We start from the raw sequence: 21,960 nt of genomic DNA, 5'->3' as shown, positions 1-21,960 counted from the left end.
TTGCTGGCGCTCCTGACATGGTCGACTCTTTCCCTGCCGTTCGCCTCCAAGACCTGACGCCGCTGCCCTACCAGCAGGCGCTGGCCGCTCACCTTCAGGCGAACGAACCCGAGGCCTGGCGCTGGGCCGCCTCCGCAGAAGCGCGCGAAGAACACACGGCCGCCATGCGCGCCGAGTTGCTGCGCAGCGCCTACCGCCTCGATGCGGAGGCGCACCCCGACCTGCATGCCGACGCCACCCTGGCCGCGCAGCGGCTGGGCGTCACCGCGCGCATCACGCTCTACCAGGCCCCGTCCAGCGACGGTGCGGCAATGAACGCCGCCATCTACGTCGTGCCGGGCAAGGCGCACATCGTTCTCTCGGGCCCGCTGCTCGAACGGCTGCAGGGCCCGGAGCGCCAGGCCGTGCTCGGCCACGAACTCGCGCACTATCTGCTGTGGGAGCGCGACGGCGGCAAGCACCACGTCGTCGACCGCCTGCTGCACGCCACGGCGGCCGACCCGCGCGCCGACGCGAGCCACCTGCAGGCCGCGCGGCGCCATGCGCTGTACACCGAGGCCTTTGCCGACCGCGGCGGCTGCGTGGCCTGCGGCGCGCTCGAACCCGCCGTGAGCGCGCTCATCAAGATCGAGACCGGCCTCACGCAGGTCAATGTGGCGAGCTACCTCGCGCAGGCCGAGGAGATCTGCGCCGACCCCCACAACAAGGCACTGCAGACGCGCGGCGTGAGCCACCCCGAGGTGTTCGTGCGCGCCCGCGCGCTGCGCCTGTGGACCGGCCGCGAGCACGATGCCGACGAATGGCTGGCTGCCGCGCTCGAAGGCCCGCTCGACCTGGCCACGCTCGACATGCTCGGTCAGCAGCGCGTGAGCGCCCTCACGCGCGCCACGCTCGCGCAGCTGCTGCAACGGCCCGTGCTGCAGTCGGAATCGCTGCTCGCGCATGCGCGCCGCTTCTTCCCCGATTTCGTGCCGCCCACGTCGGCGATGCCGCCACCCGAGCCCGCGCCCGCCGGCCTGCATGACTACCTGGCCAGCGTGCTGGTCGACTTCGTTGCCGCCGACCCCGAGATGGACGACGTCACCCTCGCCGCCGCGCTGGGCCTGGCCGATGCGCTCGACTGCGCCCAGCCCTTCGAACAGCGCGTGCTGAAAGACCTGGGCCTGTCCAAGCGCAACTTCACCCGCGTCAAACGCGACGCCGCCGCCTTGCTCGACAAGGCCGCCACCTCCCCGTCGTCTTCTTCGCAGGCTGCCGCCGCATGACCCTCGCTCCCGCCCCGCTCCTGCAACTGCTGGCCACCGCCGAGGCCCACGGCGGCCTGCAGACCGACGACGTGCTCAAGCTCGTGCTGCCGCTGCTGCGCGAGGTCTCGGCCCTGCACGAACTCGGCAACGTCGCCGCGCTCGGCAGCGCCTTCGCCTACCGCGTGACCGACGCGCCCGCCGAACCCGCGCTGGCGCTGGCCCAGCCCGACGGCACCGCGCCGCGCCGCCCCCCCGAGGCCATCGCGCCGCTCGAACAACCCGCCGCCTCCGTGCTGCGCGTGGTCGGCGAAACGCGACTGACCGTCGACGCCGAGGCCGGCGTCGCGCTCGAAAACCTCGCGGTCATGGCCGATGCCGGGCCCGACACCGTGCCCACGCGCCCCGTCTACCTGCCCGGCTACGCCGCATGGGAGCTGCGCCTGGGCCACCACGATGCGCTCGGCGACATCCTGTGCCTGGGCCAGGTGCTGGCCAGCCTGTCGTGCGGGCTCGACTTCACCGACAGCGACGACCTCACCCGCTTCGCCACGCACCGCGGCAACCTGTTCGAGCTGAACCGCCGGCTGCACCCCGTGGTGGCCGCCGTGATCTTCGAGATGACCGCGCTCGACCGCCACGAGCGCGCGCGCGACCTGCCCTCGGTCATCCGCCGCCTCGAGACCTACCGCGACCAGCCCGTCGACCTCGGCCTGGACCGCATCGCACCGGCCCGCGACGGCGCAGGCCAGCGCCGCCAGGCGATCCAGCTGCACCTGCGCGACCGCCTGTTCGACCTGTCGCGACGCAACCGCCTGCTGTACTTCAAGCCGACGCAGGCGCATGTGAATCTCACCGTCGCCAGCGTGCCGCTGGTGGTCGACCTGAACAGCATCCGCACCGACCAGCTGTGCGTGTGGGACGGCCGCTTTGCCGCCGACATCGCCAGCTGCGACCCCGTGCCGCTGGCGCGCTGGCTGCGTTTCGAAGACCAGCCCTACCTGCCCGGCGCACTCGACCGCCTCCTGCAGGAGGCGCGGCGCGACCGGGCCGAGTACGGCTTCTCGCAGCTGTCGCTGGTGGTGGCCTTCCTGCGCTGGCACAACCTCAAGGAGGGCGAGGCCGAACGCGCCGAGCGTATCGCCTCGCCGCTGCTGATGCTGCCGGTGGAGCTGACACGCAAGAAAGGCGTGCGCGACCAGTACCTGCTCGAAGCCTCCGCCAGCGAGGCGCAGGTGAACCCCACGCTGCGCCACCACCTGCGCCAGCTCTACGGCATCGCGCTGCCCGAGACGGTGGACCTGCGCGAAACCTCGCTCGAACAGTTCCACGCGCAGCTGTCGGCACAGATCGCGCAGAGCGAGCCCGGCGTGCAGCTGCGGCTCGTGAAGCAGCCCGAGATTGCCGTGATGCACCAGCGCGCGCGCCAGCGGCTCGAACAGTTCAAGCGCCGCACCCGCGTGCGCTCGCCCTCGGCGGTGCCGGTGGCCTCGCAAGACTTCAGCTACGCACAGGACGACTTCCGCCCGCGCGGGCTGCAGCTGTTCCATGCGCGCGTGCGCCCCGTGCCGCTGCCGGTGCGCGAGGCCGTCGGCGGCGCGCCGCAGCCGCGCGCACCGCAGATGGCTGCCACCGTCGCCGATGACACCGAGCGCAAGACCTTCGCACTGCGCGACAGCAGCGGCAACCCCTACCAGTGGGACATCGACCTCACGGCCGTGACGCTGGGCAACTTCAACCATCGCAAGATGTCGCTGGTGCGCGACTACTCGGGGCTGGCCGAATCCGACCTGGCCAGCGAAGCCTTCGACCGCGTGTTCTCGCTGCAGCCGCGCCGTGTCGACGCCGAGACGCCGCCCGCGCTGCCGCTGGCCGACCAGTGGCCCGTGGTGCAGGCCGACGCCACGCAGACCGCCGCGGTGGCGCTGGCGCGCACCGGCACCAGCTACATCATCCAGGGCCCGCCGGGCACGGGGAAGTCGCAGACCATCACCAACCTGATCGCCGACTACGTGGGCCGCGGCCAGCGCGTGCTGTTCGTCTGCGAGAAGCGACGCCGCCATGCACGACGTGCCCGAACACATCGCGGTGACGCTGCGCGAACTGCTCTCGCGGCTCGTGGCGCTCAAGGCCGGCGACCCGTCGCTCACGCCGGTGCAGGCCGAAGCATTGCCCGCCTTCGCGGCCTGGCGCCGGCATGCGGAGCTGGTGTCGCGCCTGCACCTGGCCGTGACCGAAAGCCTGGGCGCGCCCAGCTTCGCGCAGCATGTGTTCGCGCAGCTCGCGCCGTCGCTGCTCGCGCAGGAGAAGCCACTGGCGCGGCTGGTCGAACGCAGCGAACGCGCCATCGACCTCAGTGCCCCCTGCCGCGATGCGCTCGTCGACGCCTGGCCGCCGCTGGCCGAGGCCGGCGTGCTGTGGCGCGATGCGCTGGCCGTCGTGGCCGATGCGCGCAGCGTCGCCTCGCTGGCCGCGCGCGGCCAGCTGGCGCTGCTCGACGCCGCGCACCCGAGCAGCCTCGCGCTCGGCGCCGCGTTGAACGACAAGCGCACGCTGCAGCAGGCGCTCGACGCGCAGCTGCAGCGCACCGCCCACTGGCGCGACAAGCTCTCGCCCGGCGACACCGAAGCCGCGCTCGCGCAGGCCCGCACGCAGCAAGGTTCGCTGCTGCGCTGGCTGCAGCCCTCGTGGTGGCGCCTGTCGGGCGAACTCAAGCGCCGCTACGACTTCGCCGCGCATGCCGTGCGCCCGCAGCCCAGCCAGATCCTCGAAGACCTGCGCGCCGAACAAGCCGCGCATGCTGCGTTGAAACAGCAGATGACACGCATCGAAGCCGACTACGGCTGCACCGACGCCGACGCCTTCGCGCAGCAGCTGCAGACGATGCGAGGCATCGACGGCGGCGCCGGCCTGCGCGCGGCCTTCCAGGCCCACCTGCGCACCGACGCGGCGCGCCGCAGCGTCGAACAGCTCGTCGCCGCCGCACCGCGCGTCGACACGCTCGACGCCCTCTGGCACGACCTGCTGCACGATGCCGGCGCGCAACCGCTGGACGCGCTCGACGCGCTGGCCCGCACGCTGCGCGACCAGGCCGATGCGCTGCCGTCGGTGCTGCAGCCGCTGCAGGAGCTGGCCGACGCCGACCCGGCCGTGGCCGCCGCGCTGCGCACCTTGCCGCTGCCGCCCGAGGCCATCGAGTACGCCGTCGCGCGCGAAGGGCTGGAGCGGGTCTACCGCACCGAGCGCTGGCTGCCGCGCTTCGACGGCGCCACGCTCGCGCGCCATGCGCAGCGCCTGGGCGAAGGCGAACGCAAGCTGCTCGAACGCAACGCACGCACGCTCGCCGCCGCGGTGCGCCAGCGCTTCCGCGACCATGTGCAGAAGAGCGCGCTGCCCGCCAGCCAGCTCGACGCCGACGGCAAGGTCTTCAAGAAGAGCTACAACGCGGGCCGCCGCGAGCTCGAGCACGAGTTCGGCAAGACCATGCGCTACAAGGCGATCCGCGAACTCGCCAGCGGCGACACCGGCCGTGTGGTGCGCGACATGAAACCGATCTGGCTCATGAGCCCGCTGTCGGTGTCCGACACGCTGCCGCTCGCGGCCGACCTGTTCGACGTCGTGATCTTCGACGAGGCCAGCCAGATCCCGGTCGAAGAAGCCGTGCCCGCGCTGTACCGCGCGCCGCAGATCATCGTGGTGGGCGACGAGATGCAGCTGCCGCCGACCAGCTTCTTCTCCTCGGGCCGCGATGCCGAGGAAGACACCGTCACCGTCGAAGGCGACGATGCAGACAACGGCGAAGAAGCCGAACGCATCGCCGTGGTGCTCGACGCCGACAGCCTGCTGAACCAGGGCGCGCGCAACCTGCCGGCCACGCTGCTGGCCTGGCACTACCGCAGCCGCTACGAATCGCTCATCGGCTTTTCGAACGCGGCCTTCTACGCGGGCAACCTGTACACCATTCCCGACCGCAGCCTGCCCGCGCCCGAACGCGGCGAGATCGTGGTGCAGTCGCGCAGCCCGACCGACGAGTCCGTGAAGGCGCAGGTCGACGCCCTGCTCTCGCGCGCCATCAGCTTCCACCGCGTGGCCGACGCCGTGTACGAGAACCGCATCAACGACGGTGAGGCGCGCCACATCGCGCAGCTGGTGCGCGAGCTGCTCCAGCGCGAGACCGGGCGCAGCCTGGGCATCGTTGCGTTCTCCGAAGCGCAACAGGGCGAGATCGAGGAAGAGCTGAACGCGCTCGGCGCGGTCGATGCCGACTTTGCGGCGCGGCTCGAGGCCGAATACGTGCGCGAGGAAGACGACCAGTTCTGCGGCCTCTTCATCAAGAACCTGGAGAACGTGCAGGGCGACGAGCGCGACATCATCATCCTCAGCATCTGCTACGGCCCCAACCCCGAGGGCCGCATGCTGATGAACTTCGGCCCCATCAACCAGCGTGGCGGCGAGAAGCGCCTGAACGTGATCTTCAGCCGCGCCAAGCACCACATGGCGGTGGTCTCGACCATCCGCCACGAGGCGATCACCAACGACCACAACGAAGGCGCGGCGGCGCTGAAGAACTTCCTGCGCTATGCCGAATGCCTGTCACGCGGCGACGAGGACACGGCGCGGCGCGTGCTCGAAGGCATGAACCCGCTCGCGCGCGGCCACGTGACGCGGCAGGCGCGCACGGACGACGTCACGGCGCAGATCGCGCAGGCGCTGCGCGCACGCGGCCATGCGGTGGACGAACAGGTGGGTCAGTCGCGTTTTCGCTGCGACCTCGCGGTGCGCGCATCGGGCCAGGGGCACTATGCGCTGGGCATCTTGGTGGACGGCGCGGCGCAGGACGGCCACCGCCACAACGTGCTGGAGCGCTATGTGTCGCGCCCGCGCATCCTCGATGCTTTCGGCTGGCAGGTGATGCAGGTGCTGGCCAAGGACTGGCTGCACGCCCCCGAGGCCGTGCTCGACCAGGTCGAGCAGGCGCTCGGGAAAAAGGCCGGGGTCAGCGCAGGACGCTGATGACGCGCTTCACGTCGAGCTCGGTCTTGCCGGTGAGCCGGTCCTTGTCGAACTCGCCGCTGAGCTCGACGCGCACCTTGTCGTCGATCTTCACGCCCGGCGGGAAGTACTTGGCGTCGATCTCGACCTTGATGCGGCCCGTGTCGTCGGCGAAGGTGTAGTGCTCGCCGCCATCGTGCGAGACGATGAAGCCGCGCACCGTGGCGTGCTGGTCGTCCTGGCCGGTTTCGAGCAACTGCTTGACCGTCAGGTTCGGCACCGACGTCGGGCCGGCGTACTGGGCCCAGGCCGCGGCGATGGGCAGCGCCACGCCGAAGGTCAATGCGGTGGTCTTGAGGATCTTCTTGAAATGCATGCGGTCGTTTCTCCTGTGAGTGGCCCAAGGCCAGGTTGCTACAACAGATGGACCGCGCACAGGCGCCGGGGTTCCCCAAGCGCGCGCGGTCCGATCAATCGTAGATGACCTGCGCCTTGCCGGCATCGGCCTGCGCGGTCCAGCTCGCAAGCGCCGCATCGGTCGGGAAGAACTTGGCGCGCTCGCCCAGTTGCAGCTCGACCTGCGCCCCGCCCCGCGCCATCGACAGGCGCACGGGCAGGCCGTGCACGAGGTCGCCGACCTCGGTCTGCTCGGTGCGCGCCGGAAAGTCTTTCAGCAGGCGCGCGATCTCGGGCACCTTGCCGTTGACCGCCACGCGCAGGAACTTGCCGAAGCGGCAGCGCGCCGAGGCCAGGTCCCAGACCTGCTGCACCTGGAAGCGCGCCTCGAAGCCACCGCGTGCGGGCTGCAGCTTGCCGCTCACGATGACGAGCTCGTCGTCCTTCAGCGTGTTGCGGTTGGCGTTGATGAGCGCCTCGTCGGCCGTGGCGTCGATCGACTCCGACTTGTCGTCGAGCTTGAAGATCGCCAGCCGGCCGCGCTGGCCGTTGATGACGCGGAAGTCGCTCACGATGCCGGCAATGACCTGCGGGTCGCGGCTGTCGAGCAGGTCGCCGATCTCGCGCTTGCAGAAGCGCCGCACCTCGTGCGCCACCTCGTCGAACAGGTGGCCCGACAGGTAGAAGCCAACGGCGGTTTTCTCGAAGGTCAGGCGCTCTTTCACGCCCCAGGGCGTGGCGTCGACGAGGTCGGGCTCCTGCGTGGCCGAGCCGTGTTCGCAGTCGCCGAAGATGTCGACCTGCGACGCATTGGCCGCCGTGGCGTTGGCGAACTCGAAGGCGCGGTCGACCGAGGCAATGAGCGACGCGCGGTTCTGCTGGATGGCGTCGAACGCGCCGGCCTTGATGAGCGCTTCGACCGTGCGCTTGTTGATGCGCTGGCGGTCGATGCGCACGCAGAAGTCGTACAGGCTCTTGAACGGCCCGCCCTCTTCGCGCGCCCGCACCACGGCCTCGACCGCGAGCTGGCCCGTGCCCTTCACGGCGCCCAGGCCGTAGCGAATGATCTTGTTGGTGACCGGCTCGAAGCGGTAGTTGCCGCGGTTCACGTCCGGCGGCTCGAAGGTGATGTTGAAGTTTTTCTGGGCGTCTTCGAACAAGAGCTTGAGCTTGTCCGTGTCGTCCATTTCCACGGTCATATTGGCGCAGAAGAACTCGGCCGTGTAATGGACCTTGAGCCAGCCCGTGTGGTACGCCAGCAGCGAGTAGGCGGCGGCGTGCGACTTGTTGAAGCCGTAGCCCGCGAACTTCTCCATCAAGTCGAAGATTTCGTCGGCCTTGTCCTGCACGATGCCGTGCGTGGCCAGGGCGCCCGCGCGGAATTTCTCGCGGTGCTCGGCCATTTCCTCGAGCTTCTTCTTGCCCATCGCGCGGCGCAGCAAGTCGGCGCCGCCGAGCGAGTAGCCGCCCAGGATCTGCGCGGTCTGCATCACCTGCTCCTGGTAGACCATGATCCCGTAGGTCTCGGAGAGCATTTCGGCGACGGCCGGGTGCGGGTACTCCACGTCTTCGCGGCCGTGCTTGCGCGCCACGAAGCTGGGAATCAGGTCCATCGGGCCCGGGCGGTACAGCGCGTTCAGCGCGATCAGGTCTTCCAGGCGCGTGGGCCGCGCATCTTTCAGCATGCCCTGCATGCCGCGCGATTCAAACTGGAACACGGCCTCGGTCTTGCCGTCGGAGAACAGGCGGTAGGTCGGCCCGTCGTTCAGCGGGATGTTCTCGAACGCGAAGTTCTCCTGGCCCTTGTGGCGCTTCATGATGAACTCGCGCGCAATCTCCAGGATGGTGAGCGTCGCAAGACCCAGGAAGTCGAACTTCACGAGGCCGATGGCTTCGACGTCGTCCTTGTCGTACTGGCTCACGGCCGATTCGCTGCCGGGCTGCTGGTACAGCGGGCAGAAGTCGGTGAGCTTGCCCGGCGCAATGAGCACGCCGCCGGCGTGCATGCCGATGTTGCGGGTCATGCCTTCGAGCTTCTGCGCGAGCTCGACCAGCATGCGGACTTCTTCTTCCTTCTCGATGCGCTCCGCCAGCTGCGGCTCCATCTCGATGGCGTAGTTGTTCTTGTCGCCCTCGATCTTGGTCGCGGGCGGATATTGCAGCGTGACCGACATGCCCGGCTTGTTCGGAATCAGCTTGCTGATGCCGTCGCAGAACATGTAGCTCATGTCGAGCACGCGGCCCACGTCGCGGATGGCCGCGCGCGCGGCCATGGTGCCGAAGGTGGCGATCTGGCTCACGGCGTTGCGGCCGTACTTGTCCTTCACGTAGTCGATCACGCGGTCCCGGTTGCCCTGGCAGAAGTCGATGTCGAAGTCGGGCATCGAGACGCGTTCGGGGTTCAGGAAACGTTCGAACAGCAGCTTGTATTCGAGCGGGTCGAGGTCGGTGATCTTCAGCGCGTAGGCCACGAGCGAGCCCGCACCCGAGCCCCGGCCCGGGCCCACGGGACAGCCGTTTTCCTTGGCCCACTTGATGAAGTCGCCCACGATCAGGAAGTAGCCGGGGAAGCCCATGTTCAGGATCGTGTTGATCTCGAACTCCAGGCGCTCCACATAACGCGGCCGTTCGGCATCGCGCCTGGCTTCGTCGGGGTACAGGTGCTTCAGCCGCACCTCGAGGCCCTCGAACGATTCCTGGCGGAAGAACTCGTCGATCGGCATGCGCACGCCTTCGGCAATGAAGGGCGTCGGGAAATCGGGCAGCTGCGGTTTGCCGAGCACCAGCGTGAGGTTGCAGCGCTTGGCGATCTCGACCGTGTTGGCCAGCGCGCTGGGCACGTCGGCGAACAGCGCCTGCATCTCGGCGCTCGACTTGAAATACTGCTCTTCGGTGAACTTGCGCACGCGGCGCGGGTTGCCCAGAATTTCGCCTTCGGAAATGCACACGCGCGCCTCGTGCGCTTCGTAGTCCTGGCGTTCGGCGAACTGCACCGGGTGCGTGGCGACCACCGGCAGCTTCAGGCGGGCCGCGAGCTTCACCGCGGCAATCACGTGCGGCTCGTCTTCGGGGCGGCCGGCGCGTTGCAGCTCGATGTAGAAACGGTGAGGGAACATGCCCGCAAGCTGCAGCGCCAGTTCGGCGGCGCGCTCTTCCTGGCCTTGCAGCAGCGGCTGGCCCAGCGGCCCGGCCTGTGCGCCCGACAGCGCGATCAGGCCGCCCTGCAGCTCCTGCAGCCATTCGAGCTTGCAGGCCGCCTGCGACTGGCCGCGGCTCACGTTCTGCGTCCAGGCGCGGGCCAGCAGCTCCGACAGGTTGAGGTAGCCCTCGGTGCTCTGCACCAGCAGGATGAGGCGGGTCAACGCGCCGGGCTCCTTGCCCAGCCCGTCGATGAAGATTTCAGCGCCGATGACGGGCTTGACGCCCTTGCCCCGGCCCTGCTTGTAGAACTTGACCGCCCCGAACAGGTTGTTCAGGTCGGTGATGGCCAATGCGGGCTGCTTGTCGGCAGCGGCGGCCTTGATGACTTCGTCGATTCGATTCGTGCCATCGACGACGGAAAACTCGGTGTGCAGACGCAGGTGAACAAACATCCGTCGATTGTAGGAAGCGCCACCCCACGATGTGGTGCGGTCATCCCTACAATCCCGCCCCGTGCAAGAGATTTTGAATATCGCCGCCTACAAGTTCGTGGGCATCAACGACAGCCCCGTGCTGCGTGAGACCCTGCGCGACCGCGCGCAGGCCCTGGGCCTCATGGGCACCATCCTGCTGGCGCCCGAAGGTATCAACCTGTTTCTGGCGGGGCCGGCGCCGGCCATCCATGCCTTCCTGGCCGACCTGCGCGCCGATGCGCGCTTTGCCGACCTCGAAACCAAGGAAAGCTGGTCGGCCACGCAGCCCTTCCGGCGCATGCTGGTGAAGCTCAAGCGCGAGATCATCCGCATGGATCACCCCGCCATCCAGCCCGCCGCCGGCCGTGCGCCCGGCGTGGACGCGCCCACGCTCAAGCGCTGGCTCGACCAGGGCCACGACGACGAAGGCCGCGAGATCGTGATGCTCGACACGCGCAACGACTTCGAAGTCGACGAAGGCACCTTCGACGGCGCGATCGACTGGCGCATCACCAAGTTCACCGAATTTCCGCCCGCACTGAAGGCGCACCGCGCCGACTTCGAAGGCAAGACCGTGGTGAGCTTCTGCACCGGAGGCATCCGCTGCGAGAAGGCCGCCATCCTCATGCGCGAGGAAGGCGTGGAACACGTGCTGCAGCTCGAAGGCGGCATCCTCAAGTACTTCGAGGACGTCGGCGGCGCGCACTACCACGGCGACTGCTTCGTGTTCGACGGCCGCCGGGCCCTGGCGCCCGACCTCAGCGCGCGCGCCTCCGATGCCAGCGCCCGGGCCTCGGAAGACCCGGACATCGGCATCAAGCAATAGGCAACGCGCGCGGGCTCAGACCGGCGTGGTGCCGACGTCGGGCTCGCGCACGCCGAAGGGCTTGCCCGGCAGCGGAATGAACTCGGTCTCGCCGGGCACCTGGCCCATGCGCTGCGCGGCCCAGTCGCCGCCGGCCTCGAGAATGCGTTCGCGCCGGCTCGAAACGAAATTCCAGGTGATGTAGCGCGGGCCATCGAGCGGCTCGCCGCCGATCACCATGAGGCGCACCGCCGTGTCGGCCGTGAACACCGCGCCCTGCCCGTCGGGCAGCACCGCCATCGTGTGGGCGGGCGCCGGTTCGCCGTTCACCTGCGCGTCGGCATCGACCATGTAAACCGCCAGTTCGGGCGCCAGCGCGGGCAGCTCGAAACGGCCGCCGGCCGGCAGCGCGATGTCCAGGTAGACCGTCTGCGCCAGCGTCTTCACCGGCGAGCGCACGCCGAAGGCTTCGCCCACCAGCACGCGCACCGGCACGCCCTGCACCGTGAGCTCGGGAATCGCCTCTGCCGGCGTGTGCTCGAAGCTGGGCTCGACCTCTTCATGCGCCTGCGGCAGCGCGGCCCACAGCTGCAGGCCGTGGTTCACGTAGGTGTCGGCCAGCAGGCGCTCGGGCTTGCGCTCGGAGTGCACGATGCCGCGCCCCGCGGTCATCCAGTTGATGGCGCCCGGCAGGATTTCCTGCACGCTGCCGAGGCTGTCGCGGTGCATCATCGCGCCGTCGAACAGGTAGGTGACCGTCGACAGGCCGATGTGCGGATGCGGTCGCACGTCGTGCGCGTTGCCGGGCTGCTCGGTGGCCGGACCGAAGTGGTCGAAGAACACGAAGGGCCCGACCGAGCGGCGCTGCGCCGCCGGCAGCACGCGGCGCACGTTGAAGCCACCGCCCAGGTCCTTGTCGTGGGGCCGCAGCAGTTGGATTTGGGGGATGGGTTCGGTCATCGTGGGGTCCTTGGGTCGGGATTCGTGGGGAGCTTTATGCGCGCGATCTTGCCACCGTGCCGATGCGCTCGCCGAAGGCACGTGCCGTCTCGAGATCGCCCTTCGGCATCTCGGCCGGGCTCGCGTCCGAAGGCGATTGCGTGAGCAGGCCGCCGTAGCCGCCGACGTAGTTCATCGCGTCGCGCGTGGCCGCCTTGTTGTTGGTCGGCAGGATGCCCATGCTGACCCAGATGCCGCTGTGCTGCATCGCCAGCGTCCACAGGTAGGTCATGGTCGTGACCTTGTCGCCGTTCATCGTGGCGCTGTTGGTGAAGCCGGCGAAGAGCTTGTCTTTCCAGCCTTGCGTGTACCAGACCTTCGACGACGCATCGGCGAATTTCTTGAACTGCCAGCTCACGCCGCCCATGTAGGTCGGCGAGCCGAAGATGATCGCGTCGGCCGCGGCCAGCGTTTCCCAGCCATCGGCCGGCAGGTTGCCGTCGGCGTCGATGGCGAGCAGTTGCGCGCCCGCGCCATCGGCCACGGCCTGGGCCACGCGCTGGGTGTGGCCGTAGCCGGAATGGAAGACAACGACGATGTTTGCCATAACGAGTTTCCTCAAAGAAGCGATGGAGTCGGAAGGCCGCGCCCACACGGTGTGCGCGGCCTGAGGGGAACGAGCTTACTTTTTATCGATGCTGAAGCGGCCGGCACCGAAGGCGGCGAAAGCCAGCAGGCCGCCTGCAATGGCGATGTTCTTGAAGAACATCAGCTGGTTCACGAAGGCCTTGTCGGCGGGCATGGCCCAGTAGTTGTGGAACATCACGGCCGCGACCACGGTGAAGATCGCCAGCACGATCGCCGACACCCGCGTCTTGAAGCCGGCCAGCAGCAGCAGGCCGAGCCCCAGTTCCACGACGATCGCGATGACCGCCGCCACCTGCGGCAGCGGTGCGCCCACCGAGGAGATGTACCCCACGGTGCCGGCAAAGCCCATGAGCTTGCCGAAGCCGGCGGGGATGAAGAGCGCAGCGAGCAGCACGCGGCCGATGAGTGCCAGCGTGTCCTGGGCGGCGTTGGGGGTGGTGCTTGTGGTGGTAGTGGTGGAAATGGCCATGGTGAAACTCCTCGTTGGTTGTTGAAGCGAAAGAAACAAAGAAAAGAAAAAAGACGCCGTCTCAGGCCGTCAGGTCGAACACCAGCACTTCGGCATCGATGCCGGCGCCGAGCGTGAGTTGCGATTCGCCTTCGAGCATCGCGGCGTCGCCGCCCGAAAGCTTCTGGCCGTTGACTTCGAGTTCGCCGCGCACCAGGTGCACGTAGCTCTTGCGTTGCGGGTCGAGCGCCAGGCTCGCGGTCTCGCTGCCGTCGAACAGGCCGGCGAACAGGCGGGCGTCGGCGTTCACCGTCACCGAGCCGTCGTGGCCGTCGGGCGAAGCGACCAGGCGCAGGGTGCCGCGCTTCTCGGCGTCGCTGAACTGCTTCTGCTCGTAGCCGGGGGCAATGCCGCGCTCCTTGGGCTCGATCCAGATCTGCAGGAAGTGCGTGGTCTCGTCGGCCTTGTGGTTGAACTCGCTGTGCATCACGCCGCGCCCCGCGCTCATGCGCTGCACATCACCCGGCGGAATGGATTCGATGTTGCCCATGCTGTCCTTGTGCGCGAGTTCGCCCGAGAGCACGTAGCTGATGATCTCCATGTCGCGGTGGCCGTGGGTGCCGAAGCCGGCGCCCGCCGCCACGCGGTCTTCGTTGATCACCCGCAGGTTGCCGAAGCCCATGAAGGCCGGATCGTAGTAACCGGCGAAGGAAAAGCTGTGGAACGAGCGCAGCCAGCCATGGTCGGCATAACCGCGTTCCTGAGATTTGCGTACTTTCAACATGTCGAACTCCTTGTTGCCCCACCCGGTTCGGGCACCGGGGCTTTCGTCGTGGGCCGCGCCGGATGCGCAGCGGATGAGAAGAATTTTGGGCTTCCATCCCCCTCTGAAAGACGCCCGGTTTTGATGGCATCATTCAAATTATTTGAATGATGGAGCCCACCCCATGTCCAGCGCCCGAGACGTACTGACCCCCGACGCGCTGGCCATGCTGCAGACGGTGGTGGCCGCCGGCAGCTTTGCCGCCGCCGCGCGCGCACTCGGCGTCGTGCCCAGCGCGCTGAGCTACCGCGTGCGCCAGATCGAAGACGCGCTCGATGTGCTGCTGTTCGATCGCAGCGCGCGCCAGGCCCGCCTCACCGAGGCCGGCGCCGAACTGCTGCGCGAGGCCGCGCGCCTGCTCGGCGAGATCGACGCCGTCGCCAACCGCGTGAAGCGCGTGGCCACCGGCTGGGAGCCGATGCTGACCATCGCGGTCGACAGCGTGATCGCACGCGACCCATTGCTCGACCTGTGCACCGCCTTCTTCGCGCTCGACCCGCCCACGCGCCTGAAGCTGCGCGACGAAACGCTGCTCGGCACCATCGAGGCGCTGACCAGCGGCGAGGCCGACCTGGCGATCGGTGCGGTGCTCGATGCCGCGAGCCTGGCCTTCACCGCCACCGGCATCCGCAGCCGCCTCATCGGCGAGCTGTGCTTCGTGTTCGCCGTGGCGCCGCACCACCCGCTCGCGCGGCTGCCGCAGCCGATCAGCGACGCGGTGCTGCGCCAGCACCGCGCGGTGGCCGCGGCCGACTCGGTGCGCAGCGGGCCGAGCATGACGGTGAACCTCGTCGGCGGACAGGACGTGCTCACCGTGCCCAGCATGCAGGCCAAGATCGCCGCGCAACTGCACGGCCTGGGTGGCGGCTTCTTGCCCGAGCCGATGGCGCGGCCCTACATCGAGGCCGGCCACCTCGTCGAGTTGAAGACCGAGCGCCAGCCGCCGCTGGGCTCCATGCATTGCGCGTGGCGCGTGCGCAGTGCGGGTAAGCCGGGGCGCGCGCTCGAATGGTGGCTCGCGCAGTTCGAACACGAGGGCACGCGCAAGGCGTTGCTCGAACGGCACCGCGGCCGTTGAACGCCACGCGATGAGGGCTGCATAAGGGTCGCCCCCAGCCCGGCGGCGCGCACAGACCGAGGTAGAGTGTGCACGGCCTCCTCCGTCATCACCCTGTCAAAAGAAAAGAGTCCGCCATGCCCAAAGCCAAAGCCCGCGCCACCGCCGACCGCCACCGAACTCCCGCCGCCGCCCGCCACTACGCCGTCATCGGCGCCGGCATTGCCGGCGTGGCCTGCGCCCGCACGCTGATGCAGGCCGGGCACCGTGTGACGGTGTTCGAACGCGAGGCCACGCCGGGCGGGCGGATGGCGAGCATCGACACTGCCTTCGGCCGCTTCGACAGCGGCGCCCAATACTTCACCGTGCGCGATCCGCGCTTTGCAAAGGTGCTGGCCACCACGCCTGCGCTGTGCCGCCCCTGGAGCGCCAACCTCGTGCGCGTGCTCGACGCCCATGGCCGCGTGGCCGAAGCGGCGTTGCCCTCGCTGGAGCCGCACTGGGTCGCCCAGCCCGGCATGGACGCGCTCGTGGCCCACTGGGCCGCGCCGCTCGGCGAGCACCTCGTCACCGGCACCCAGGTCACCCGCATCGAGCCCGACGCGCTCGACGCCACCCGTTGGCAGCTGCGCACCGCCGGCGCCGACGATTCGCAGCACGTGTACTCCGGCTTCGACGCCGTGCTGCTGGCCGTGCCGCCCGCGCGCACCCGCGAACTGCTGGGCGACGGCGAACGCTCGGCCACGCTGAGCCGCAAGATCGACCGCGTGCGCATCGCGCCCTGCTGGGCACTGATGATCGCGTTCCCCCAGGCCAACCAGGCCACCATGTCGCACCTCGGCCCGCAATGGAACGTGGCGCGCAGCACCCACCACCGCGTGGCGTGGCTGGCGCGCGAATCGTCCAAGCCCGGCCGCGAACGCGTCGAACGCTGGACCCTGCAAGCCAGCGCCACCTGGTCGGAAGAACACCTGCGCGACACGCCCGCGCGCATCGAAGCCAAGCTGCTGCGCGCCTTCTCGGAAATCACCGGCATCCACGCCACGCCCAGCCATGCGCAGGCGCGCTGCTGGCCCGAAGCGCAGACGCAGGTGCCGGTCGGCCAGACCCACCTGTGGGACGCCAAGGCGCGCATCGGCATCGCGGGTGACTGGTGCATCGGGCATCGCGTCGAAGACGGCTTTGTTTCGGGCCTCTCGCTGGCCCTCGCCGTTCTCTAAGTCCTCCAGGAAAGGATGCGCGCCACCGGCCGCTTCGCGCCCTCGCCCACCGGCCCGCTGCACGCCGGCTCGCTGGTGGCCGCGCTCGCGAGCTGGCTCGATGTGCGCGCGCGCGGCGACCGGGCGCGCTGGCTGATCCGCATCGAGGACGCCGACACCGAGCGCTGCCTGCCCGGCATGGGCGAGCACATCCTGCGGCAGCTCGCCGACTGCGCCCTGCTCCCCGATGAACCGCCCGAGTGGCAGACGAAGCGCACCGCGCACTACGAGGCGGCGCTGGCCGCGCTGCAGACGCGCGGCCTCGCCTACCCCTGCGGCTGCTCGCGCAAGGACATCGACCTCGCCCTGGCCCGGCTCGGCCATGCGCACGAACGCCATGGTGAGCGCGTCTACCCCGGCACCTGCCGCGACGGCCTGCATGGCAAGCCCGCGCGCGCCTGGCGCTTTGCCGCACACCACATGCCGGCCGGCGATCTGCACTGGAGCGACCGCCGCCTCGGCCCACAGCAGCAGGACGTGCAGCGCGAGGTCGGCGACTTCGTGCTGCGCCGCGCCGACGGCCCCTGGGCGTACCAGCTCGCCGTGGTGGTCGACGACGCCGACCAAGGCGTGACCGACGTGGTGCGCGGCGAAGACCTGGCCGACAACACGGCACGTCAGATCCTGCTGCAGCAGGCGCTCGGCCTGCCCACGCCGAGCTACCTGCACACGCCGCTGGTGCGCGGCGCCGACGGCGACAAGCTCTCCAAGCAGAACGGCGCCACGGCCATCGACACGGCCACGCCGCAAGCCGCGCTGGCCGCGCTCGATACCGCCGCCCGCGCCCTCGGCCTGCGCCCCACGGCAGCCGACCACTGCACCGCCGCACTGGCCGCTTGGGTGCCCGAATGGCGCGATCTCTACAATTCGCGGCCCTCATGAACATTCCCGACACCGTGTCCAACGACCTCCCGCCCGTGCCTCCTGAAGACGATGCCACCGACGGCAAGCCGCATCCGCTGCACCGCCGCCTCAAGAGCTTCGTGAAGCGCGCCGGCCGCACCACCGACGGCCAGGCCCGTGCCTTCGCCGAGCTGGGTCCGCTGTTCCTCATTCCCTACACGCCCGAGCCGCTCGACCTGACGGCGGCCTTCGGCGGCCGCGCCGGCCCGACGGTGCTGGAGATCGGCTTCGGCATGGGCGAGGCCACGGCGCACATCGCCACCGTGCTGCCCGAGACCAATTTCCTGTGCTGCGAAGTGCACGAGCCCGGCGTGGGCGCGCTGCTCAAGCGCATCGGCGAGCAGTCGATCTCGAACATCCGCATCTGCGCGCACGACGCCGTCGACGTGCTCGACCACATGCTGCAGCCCTCCACGCTGGCCGGCGTGCATGTGTTCTTTCCCGACCCGTGGCACAAGAAGCGCCACAACAAGCGCCGGCTGATCCAGCCCGAGTTCGTGACCAAGCTGGCGCAGCACCTGCGCCCCGGTGGCTACATCCACTGCGCCACCGACTGGCAGCCCTACGCCGAGCAGATGCTCGAAGTGCTGGGCGCCGAGCCGTTGCTGCGCAACACCGCGCCGGACACCGGCTATGCGGACAAGCCGGCGTATCGCCCGCTCACCAAGTTCGAGAACCGCGGCCTCAAGCTGGGCCACGGCGTGTGGGACCTGGTGTTCGAAAAACGCGCCTGAGCGCGCGTCATCTCCCCCAGCTCACTCGAGCTGAAAGCGGAACGGCAGCCGCATCGCGCCGCGCACCGCGCGCCCGTCCGCCGTGCGCGCCGGGTCGAAGCGCCACTCCTTGATCGCATCGGTCGCCGCCCGCGACAGCAGCGGGTGCGGCGAGCGTTCGACGCGGATGTCTTCGGGCTTGCCGTCCACGCTGACGAAGAAGGTGGTGACCACCACGCCCTGGATGCCGTCTTCCGCCAGTGCGGACGGGTACTTCGGATAGCGGCGCTGGCGGATCACCGGCTCCTTCACGACCGCGTCCGCCGCAACGCGCGGATCGGCGCGCGGGGCCGCCATGAGGGTCGGCCCCGACGGCAATGCCATCGGCGGCCCCGCCAGTGGCAGCGGTGGCGGCTCGATCATCGATGGCGGCGGCAAAGGCGGCGGGTCGATCATCGGTTGCGGCGGCAGCGGCGCAGCCACGGGCACGACGACCTCCGGCGCGGGCAGCGCCTTTTCCACCACCTCCGATGGGGGCGACACAACGCAACCGGCGAGCACCACGCACACCCCTCCCAAAACCCAGGACATGTTCAAGTTCATAAGGGCAATTCTGGAGCACCCGCGCCTTCCGTCCTGGCCTCGAAATTGCTACACTTTTTTACTATTGTTAGCAAAAGGTAGCCAATGAACGCGTCTCGCAGGACATGGCTGGGCAAGGCCTCCGCAGCGCTGCTTCTGGGAAGCGGCCTCGGCATCACCCGTCCCTTGCTGGCACAGACGACGCCGCGCCCCGCAGCCGGCGCAGCCCGCGTCGTCCTGCTCGGCCAGTCGGTGCCGCTCACCGGCAGCGCCAACGAGATCGGCAACGCCTTCGCGGCCGGCAGCCGCCTTGCCGTGAGCGACTTCAACACGCGCAACGCCGCCACGGGCTTGCAGCTGAAACTGCTGCAGCTGGACGACGGCTACGACGCCGCACGCGCCACCACCAACGCACGCACGCTGCTCGGCGCGAACAAGGCCGACATGCTGTTCGGCTTTGTCGGCACCGCCAGCAGCGAGGCTGGCGCCAAGGTCGCCACGCAGCAGGGCAGCCTGCTCTTTGCGCCCTTCGCCGCGTCCGACGCGCTGCGCGGCCCCGAGCATCCGAACGTGTTCCATGTGCGCCCCGGCATGATCGACGAGGCCCTCAAGATCGTGCGCCAGTGCGCCACCGTGGGGCAAAAGCGCATCGCGCTGGTGGGCGACGACGACGCCATGGGCCGCGCCGGCCTGGCCGCCGTGGAGCAGGCCATTGCCGAGCTCAAGCTCCCGCCGCTGGTCGCGAGCGCACTGGTGCCGGCGGGCGCCGACAAGCTCGACGCCGCACTGAAGACCGTGCAGCAGCAGACGCCCCAGGCCATCGTTCTGGTGTCGCTCTCGGGCACCACGGCCGGCGCCATTCGCAAGCTGCGCAAGAGCGGCTACACGGGCAGCTTCATGGCTTTCTCGATCGTCGGCATCGACCCGCTCTACGCCGAGCTGGGCAAGGACATCGGCGGCATCGTGATTTCGCAGGTCGTGCCCTCGCCGCGGCCCTCGGCCATTCCGATCGTCAAGGAGTACCTCGCGGCGGTCGACAACTCCGACCAGACCGCGTCGTACGAAGGCCTTGAGGGCTTCATCGCCGCCAAGGCCGCAGGCGAAGCGGTACGCCGCGCAGGCCGCGGCTTCAACACCGCGACGCTTCAGCGCACGATGACGGGGATGACCGACTACGACGTCGGCGGCTTCCGCATCAACCTGCGCCCGGGCCTGCGCGACAACGTGCGCAGCATCGACCTCATCAGCATTTCGGCCGACGGGCGCGTGCTGCGCTGAAGACCCTCACCCCGTGCGCACCAGCCCCTGCAGCGCGTCGAGCGACAGCAGTTCGATGCGCCCGTAGCCCAGCGACACCACGCCTTCGGTCGCCAGCGCGTTGAGTTCCTTCGACAGCGTCTGGCGCGTCACGCCGAGCATCATGGCCAGCGCCTCCTGCGACAGCATGAGCTCGTGCCGCAGATGCACCGACTGCGTGGCGTCGCCGCGCGCCAGCACCAGCAGCCGGTGCGCCACGCGCGCCCGCAGGCTGCGCAAGGTGGCGTCTTCCGCCAGGCCGTAGAGCATGCGCACGCGCGCGGCCAGCATCGCGGCGATGGCGTTGGAAAACGCCACGTCGCGCATCTGCCGCGCGAAAGCTTCCGGCGGCACCACCAGCAGGTCGAGCGCTTCGAGCGCGGTGGCGTCGTGCGTGCGCGGCGAGCCGTCGATGAGCGTGATCTCGCCGAACCAGTTGCCCGGCTCCAGCACCGCGAGGATGGCTTCGCGCCCGTCCTGGCGCAGCGACGAAATCTTGATGGTGCCCGCCACCAACCCGTAGAAGCCGCCGCCCGCCGCGTGGATCGGGTCGCCCTGGCGGAACACCATCGTGCCGCGCCGCACGTGCAGCAACTCGGCTGCGCCCACCAGCGCGTCGCGCTGCGCACGCGGCATGCTGGTGAACCACGGGTTGCCGTCGAGCGCGGTGCGGTGTGCAGCCGAAAGGCGCGGCTTGGTCGAGGTGGCCATGAGGGAAAAAGGGAGAGGAAAGGCACCCGGAGGCGGGTTTACCAGAAGCCTGCATTGTCAAATTCTTGACAGTTGAAGGTCAAGCGCAGGTCTACAGTGACCGCCATTCCCCCAAGAACGGAGACCCACACGATGAATGCACGGGCAAGTTTCAAGAGCATGCAAGAGAGCACGCGCGAAGACTGGCAACTGATCGGCGGCGAGTTCATGCAGTTCACGGGCGGCCTGCCCGCGCGCGTGATCAAGCACCTGCAGATCCTCGAAGGCGACTACGGCGGCTTTCCGGTCGACCGCTACACGCACTCGCTGCAGACCGCCACGCGCGCGCTGCGCGATGGCCGCGACGAGGAGTACGTGGTGTGCGCGCTGCTGCACGACATCGGCGACACGCTCGGCACCTTCAACCACCCCGACATTGCCGCCGCCATCCTCAAGCCCTTCGTGAGCGAGGCCAACCACTGGATGGTGCAGAACCACGGCATCTTCCAGGGCCACTACTTCTTCCACCACATCGGGCTGGACCGCGACATGCGCGACAACTTCAAGGACCACCCGCACTACGAGCGCACGGCCGAGTTCTGCGCGCTCTACGACAACCCGGCCTTCGACCCCAAGGCCGAAACCCTGCCCATCAGCGAATTCGAACCCATGCTGCGCCGCCTGATGGCGCAGCCCAAGCAGAGCATCTACAAGACCGTGCTCACCGAGCAGGCCACGGCCTGAGCCCAGACAAAGGACACACGACCATGAACGCAACCTCCGCCTCCGAAATCCAGAAGCTCGTCTCCGCCGAAGAGTGGCAACTGCGCGTCGACCTCGCCGCCTGCTACCGCCTGGTGGCGCTGTACGGTTGGAGCGACCTGGTGTTCACGCACATCAGCGCGCGCGTGCCCGGCCCCGAGCACCACTTCCTGATCAACCCCTACGGCCTGATGTTCGACGAGATCACCGCGTCGAGCCTGGTCAAGGTCGACCAGCAGTGCAACAAGATCATCGACTCGCCCTACCCCGTGAACCCGGCCGGCTTCGTGATCCACAGCGCCGTGCATGCCGCGCGCGAAGACATCCAGTGCGTGCTGCACACCCACACCAAGGCCGGCATTGCCGTGAGCGCGCAGAAGAACGGCGTGCTGCCCATCAGCCAGCAGTCGACCTTCGTGCTGGCCTCGCTCGCGTACCACGACTACGAAGGCGTGGCCTTCCGCGACGACGAGAAGCCGCGCCTGCAGGCCGACATGGGCCACGCCAACTTCCTCATGCTGCGCAACCACGGCCTGCTGACCTGCGGCAAGACCATTGCCGACGCCTTCCTTTCGATGTACACCTTCGAAAACACCTGCCAGATCCAGATCGCCGCGCAGGCCGGTGGCGGCGAACTCACGCACGTGAACCCGAAGATCATCGATGGCGTGGGCCAGGCGATGAAGGTGCAAAGCGGCGGCCTCGGCGGCATGTTCGTCTGGCCTTCGCTGATCCGCAAACTCGACCGCATCGACGACAGCTACAAACAATAAGACCGCGCGTCGACCC

19 protein-coding genes and 1 pseudogene are annotated in these 21,960 nt (G+C 68.9%); 11 read left to right on the top strand and 9 right to left on the bottom strand.

All coding sequences use genetic code 11. The features are described from left to right. Nucleotides 1–17: 17 nt before the first annotated feature. Nucleotides 18–1,265 (top strand): M48 family metalloprotease, encoded by a 1,248-nt coding sequence (locus RZE79_RS13295; protein WP_319360790.1) that lies wholly within the window; start codon nt 18–20, stop codon nt 1,263–1,265. Next, nucleotides 1,262–2,446 (top strand): annotated as a pseudogene (locus RZE79_RS13290) (DUF4011 domain-containing protein); the annotation flags it as partial. The gene RZE79_RS13295 and the pseudogene RZE79_RS13290, both read left to right, overlap by 4 nt. A 563-nt stretch (nt 2,447–3,009) precedes the next feature. Here the strand turns inward: RZE79_RS13290 and RZE79_RS13285 are convergent. Next, nucleotides 3,010–3,186, bottom strand: coding sequence for a hypothetical protein (locus RZE79_RS13285; protein WP_319360789.1), 177 nt, complete (start codon nt 3,184–3,186; stop codon nt 3,010–3,012). Between the two features lie 119 nt (nt 3,187–3,305). Between RZE79_RS13285 and RZE79_RS13280 the strand changes: the two genes are divergently transcribed. Next, nucleotides 3,306–6,257, top strand: a complete 2,952-nt coding sequence (locus RZE79_RS13280; RefSeq protein WP_319360788.1) for an AAA domain-containing protein — start codon at nt 3,306–3,308, stop codon at nt 6,255–6,257. Here the strand turns inward: RZE79_RS13280 and RZE79_RS13275 are convergent. Together RZE79_RS13275 and dnaE are read right to left on the bottom strand one after the other, a co-directional pair. Beyond that, nucleotides 6,241–6,612: a YgiW/YdeI family stress tolerance OB fold protein gene (locus RZE79_RS13275; RefSeq protein WP_153284571.1), complete on the bottom strand. Its 372-nt coding sequence runs from the start codon at nt 6,610–6,612 to the stop codon at nt 6,241–6,243. The genes RZE79_RS13280 and RZE79_RS13275 overlap by 17 nt on opposite strands. A gap of 94 nt (nt 6,613–6,706) precedes the next feature. After that, on the bottom strand, nt 6,707–10,225 hold the full coding sequence (dnaE, locus tag RZE79_RS13270; RefSeq protein ID WP_319360787.1) for a DNA polymerase III subunit alpha: 3,519 nt from the start codon (nt 10,223–10,225) through the stop codon (nt 6,707–6,709). A gap of 61 nt (nt 10,226–10,286) precedes the next feature. On the opposite strand from dnaE, the gene RZE79_RS13265 reads away from it, so the two are divergent. Continuing rightward, nucleotides 10,287–11,072 (top strand): sulfurtransferase, encoded by a 786-nt coding sequence (locus tag RZE79_RS13265; RefSeq protein WP_319360786.1) that lies wholly within the window; start codon nt 10,287–10,289, stop codon nt 11,070–11,072. A gap of 15 nt (nt 11,073–11,087) precedes the next feature. On the opposite strand, the gene RZE79_RS13260 is transcribed toward RZE79_RS13265, so the two are convergent. From RZE79_RS13260 to RZE79_RS13245, 4 genes are all read right to left on the bottom strand, one after another. Further along, nucleotides 11,088–12,011 (bottom strand): pirin family protein, encoded by a 924-nt coding sequence (locus RZE79_RS13260; protein WP_319360785.1) that lies wholly within the window; start codon nt 12,009–12,011, stop codon nt 11,088–11,090. Between the two features lie 34 nt (nt 12,012–12,045). Then, nucleotides 12,046–12,597 carry a flavodoxin family protein gene (locus RZE79_RS13255; protein ID WP_153284575.1) on the bottom strand — a complete coding sequence of 184 codons (552 nt, stop codon included), beginning with the start codon at nt 12,595–12,597 and terminating at the stop codon, nt 12,046–12,048. Nucleotides 12,598–12,672: 75 nt separating this feature from the next. Further along, nucleotides 12,673–13,107, bottom strand: a complete 435-nt coding sequence (locus RZE79_RS13250) for a DoxX family protein (RefSeq protein WP_319360784.1) — start codon at nt 13,105–13,107, stop codon at nt 12,673–12,675. A gap of 61 nt (nt 13,108–13,168) precedes the next feature. Next, the gene (locus RZE79_RS13245) at nt 13,169–13,870 is read right to left on the bottom strand and encodes a pirin family protein (protein ID WP_319360783.1); all 702 of its coding nucleotides are present in this window, start codon (nt 13,868–13,870) and stop codon (nt 13,169–13,171) included. Nucleotides 13,871–14,033: 163 nt separating this feature from the next. Here RZE79_RS13245 and RZE79_RS13240 point away from each other — a divergent pair, with 163 nt between their 5' ends. The 4 genes from RZE79_RS13240 (at nt 14,034) to trmB (ending at nt 17,862) form a co-directional block, all read left to right on the top strand. Further along, nucleotides 14,034–14,987, top strand: a complete 954-nt coding sequence (locus RZE79_RS13240) for a LysR substrate-binding domain-containing protein (protein WP_153284577.1) — start codon at nt 14,034–14,036, stop codon at nt 14,985–14,987. A gap of 116 nt (nt 14,988–15,103) precedes the next feature. Beyond that, nucleotides 15,104–16,186 carry an FAD-dependent oxidoreductase gene (locus RZE79_RS13235; RefSeq protein ID WP_319360782.1) on the top strand — a complete coding sequence of 361 codons (1,083 nt, stop codon included), beginning with the start codon at nt 15,104–15,106 and terminating at the stop codon, nt 16,184–16,186. 15 nt (nt 16,187–16,201) lie between these two features. Then, on the top strand, nt 16,202–17,107 hold the full coding sequence (gene gluQRS / locus RZE79_RS13230) for a tRNA glutamyl-Q(34) synthetase GluQRS (RefSeq protein WP_319360781.1): 906 nt from the start codon (nt 16,202–16,204) through the stop codon (nt 17,105–17,107). Beyond that, entirely contained in the window at nt 17,104–17,862 is a 759-nt protein-coding gene (trmB, locus tag RZE79_RS13225) for a tRNA (guanosine(46)-N7)-methyltransferase TrmB (RefSeq protein WP_319360780.1), read from the top strand. The genes gluQRS and trmB overlap by 4 nt, the downstream gene beginning before the upstream one ends. Before the next feature lie 21 nt (nt 17,863–17,883). Here trmB and RZE79_RS13220 read toward each other — a convergent pair whose 3' ends face one another. Beyond that, nucleotides 17,884–18,432, bottom strand: a complete 549-nt coding sequence (locus tag RZE79_RS13220) for an energy transducer TonB (RefSeq protein ID WP_319360779.1) — start codon at nt 18,430–18,432, stop codon at nt 17,884–17,886. A 96-nt stretch (nt 18,433–18,528) separates the two neighbouring features. Here RZE79_RS13220 and RZE79_RS13215 point away from each other — a divergent pair, with 96 nt between their 5' ends. Further along, nucleotides 18,529–19,701 (top strand): ABC transporter substrate-binding protein, encoded by a 1,173-nt coding sequence (locus tag RZE79_RS13215; protein ID WP_319360778.1) that lies wholly within the window; start codon nt 18,529–18,531, stop codon nt 19,699–19,701. 6 nt (nt 19,702–19,707) lie between these two features. Here the strand turns inward: RZE79_RS13215 and RZE79_RS13210 are convergent, their stop codons facing one another. Continuing rightward, nucleotides 19,708–20,430 (bottom strand): Crp/Fnr family transcriptional regulator, encoded by a 723-nt coding sequence (locus RZE79_RS13210; RefSeq protein WP_319360777.1) that lies wholly within the window; start codon nt 20,428–20,430, stop codon nt 19,708–19,710. A 132-nt stretch (nt 20,431–20,562) separates the two neighbouring features. Here RZE79_RS13210 and RZE79_RS13205 point away from each other — a divergent pair, with 132 nt between their 5' ends. Both RZE79_RS13205 and RZE79_RS13200 read left to right on the top strand, forming a co-directional pair. After that, entirely contained in the window at nt 20,563–21,153 is a 591-nt protein-coding gene (locus RZE79_RS13205; protein ID WP_319360776.1) for an HD domain-containing protein, read from the top strand. A gap of 23 nt (nt 21,154–21,176) precedes the next feature. Then, entirely contained in the window at nt 21,177–21,944 is a 768-nt protein-coding gene (locus tag RZE79_RS13200; RefSeq protein ID WP_319360775.1) for a class II aldolase/adducin family protein, read from the top strand. Nucleotides 21,945–21,960: the final 16 nt, after the last annotated feature.

This window comes from Variovorax sp. EBFNA2 (assembly GCF_033802765.1).
In the GTDB taxonomy this organism is placed as follows: Bacteria; Pseudomonadota; Gammaproteobacteria; order Burkholderiales; family Burkholderiaceae_C; genus Variovorax; species Variovorax paradoxus_H.
The sequence above is the reverse complement of the archived record's forward strand: the minus strand, read 5'-3'. Positions and strand labels throughout refer to the sequence as shown.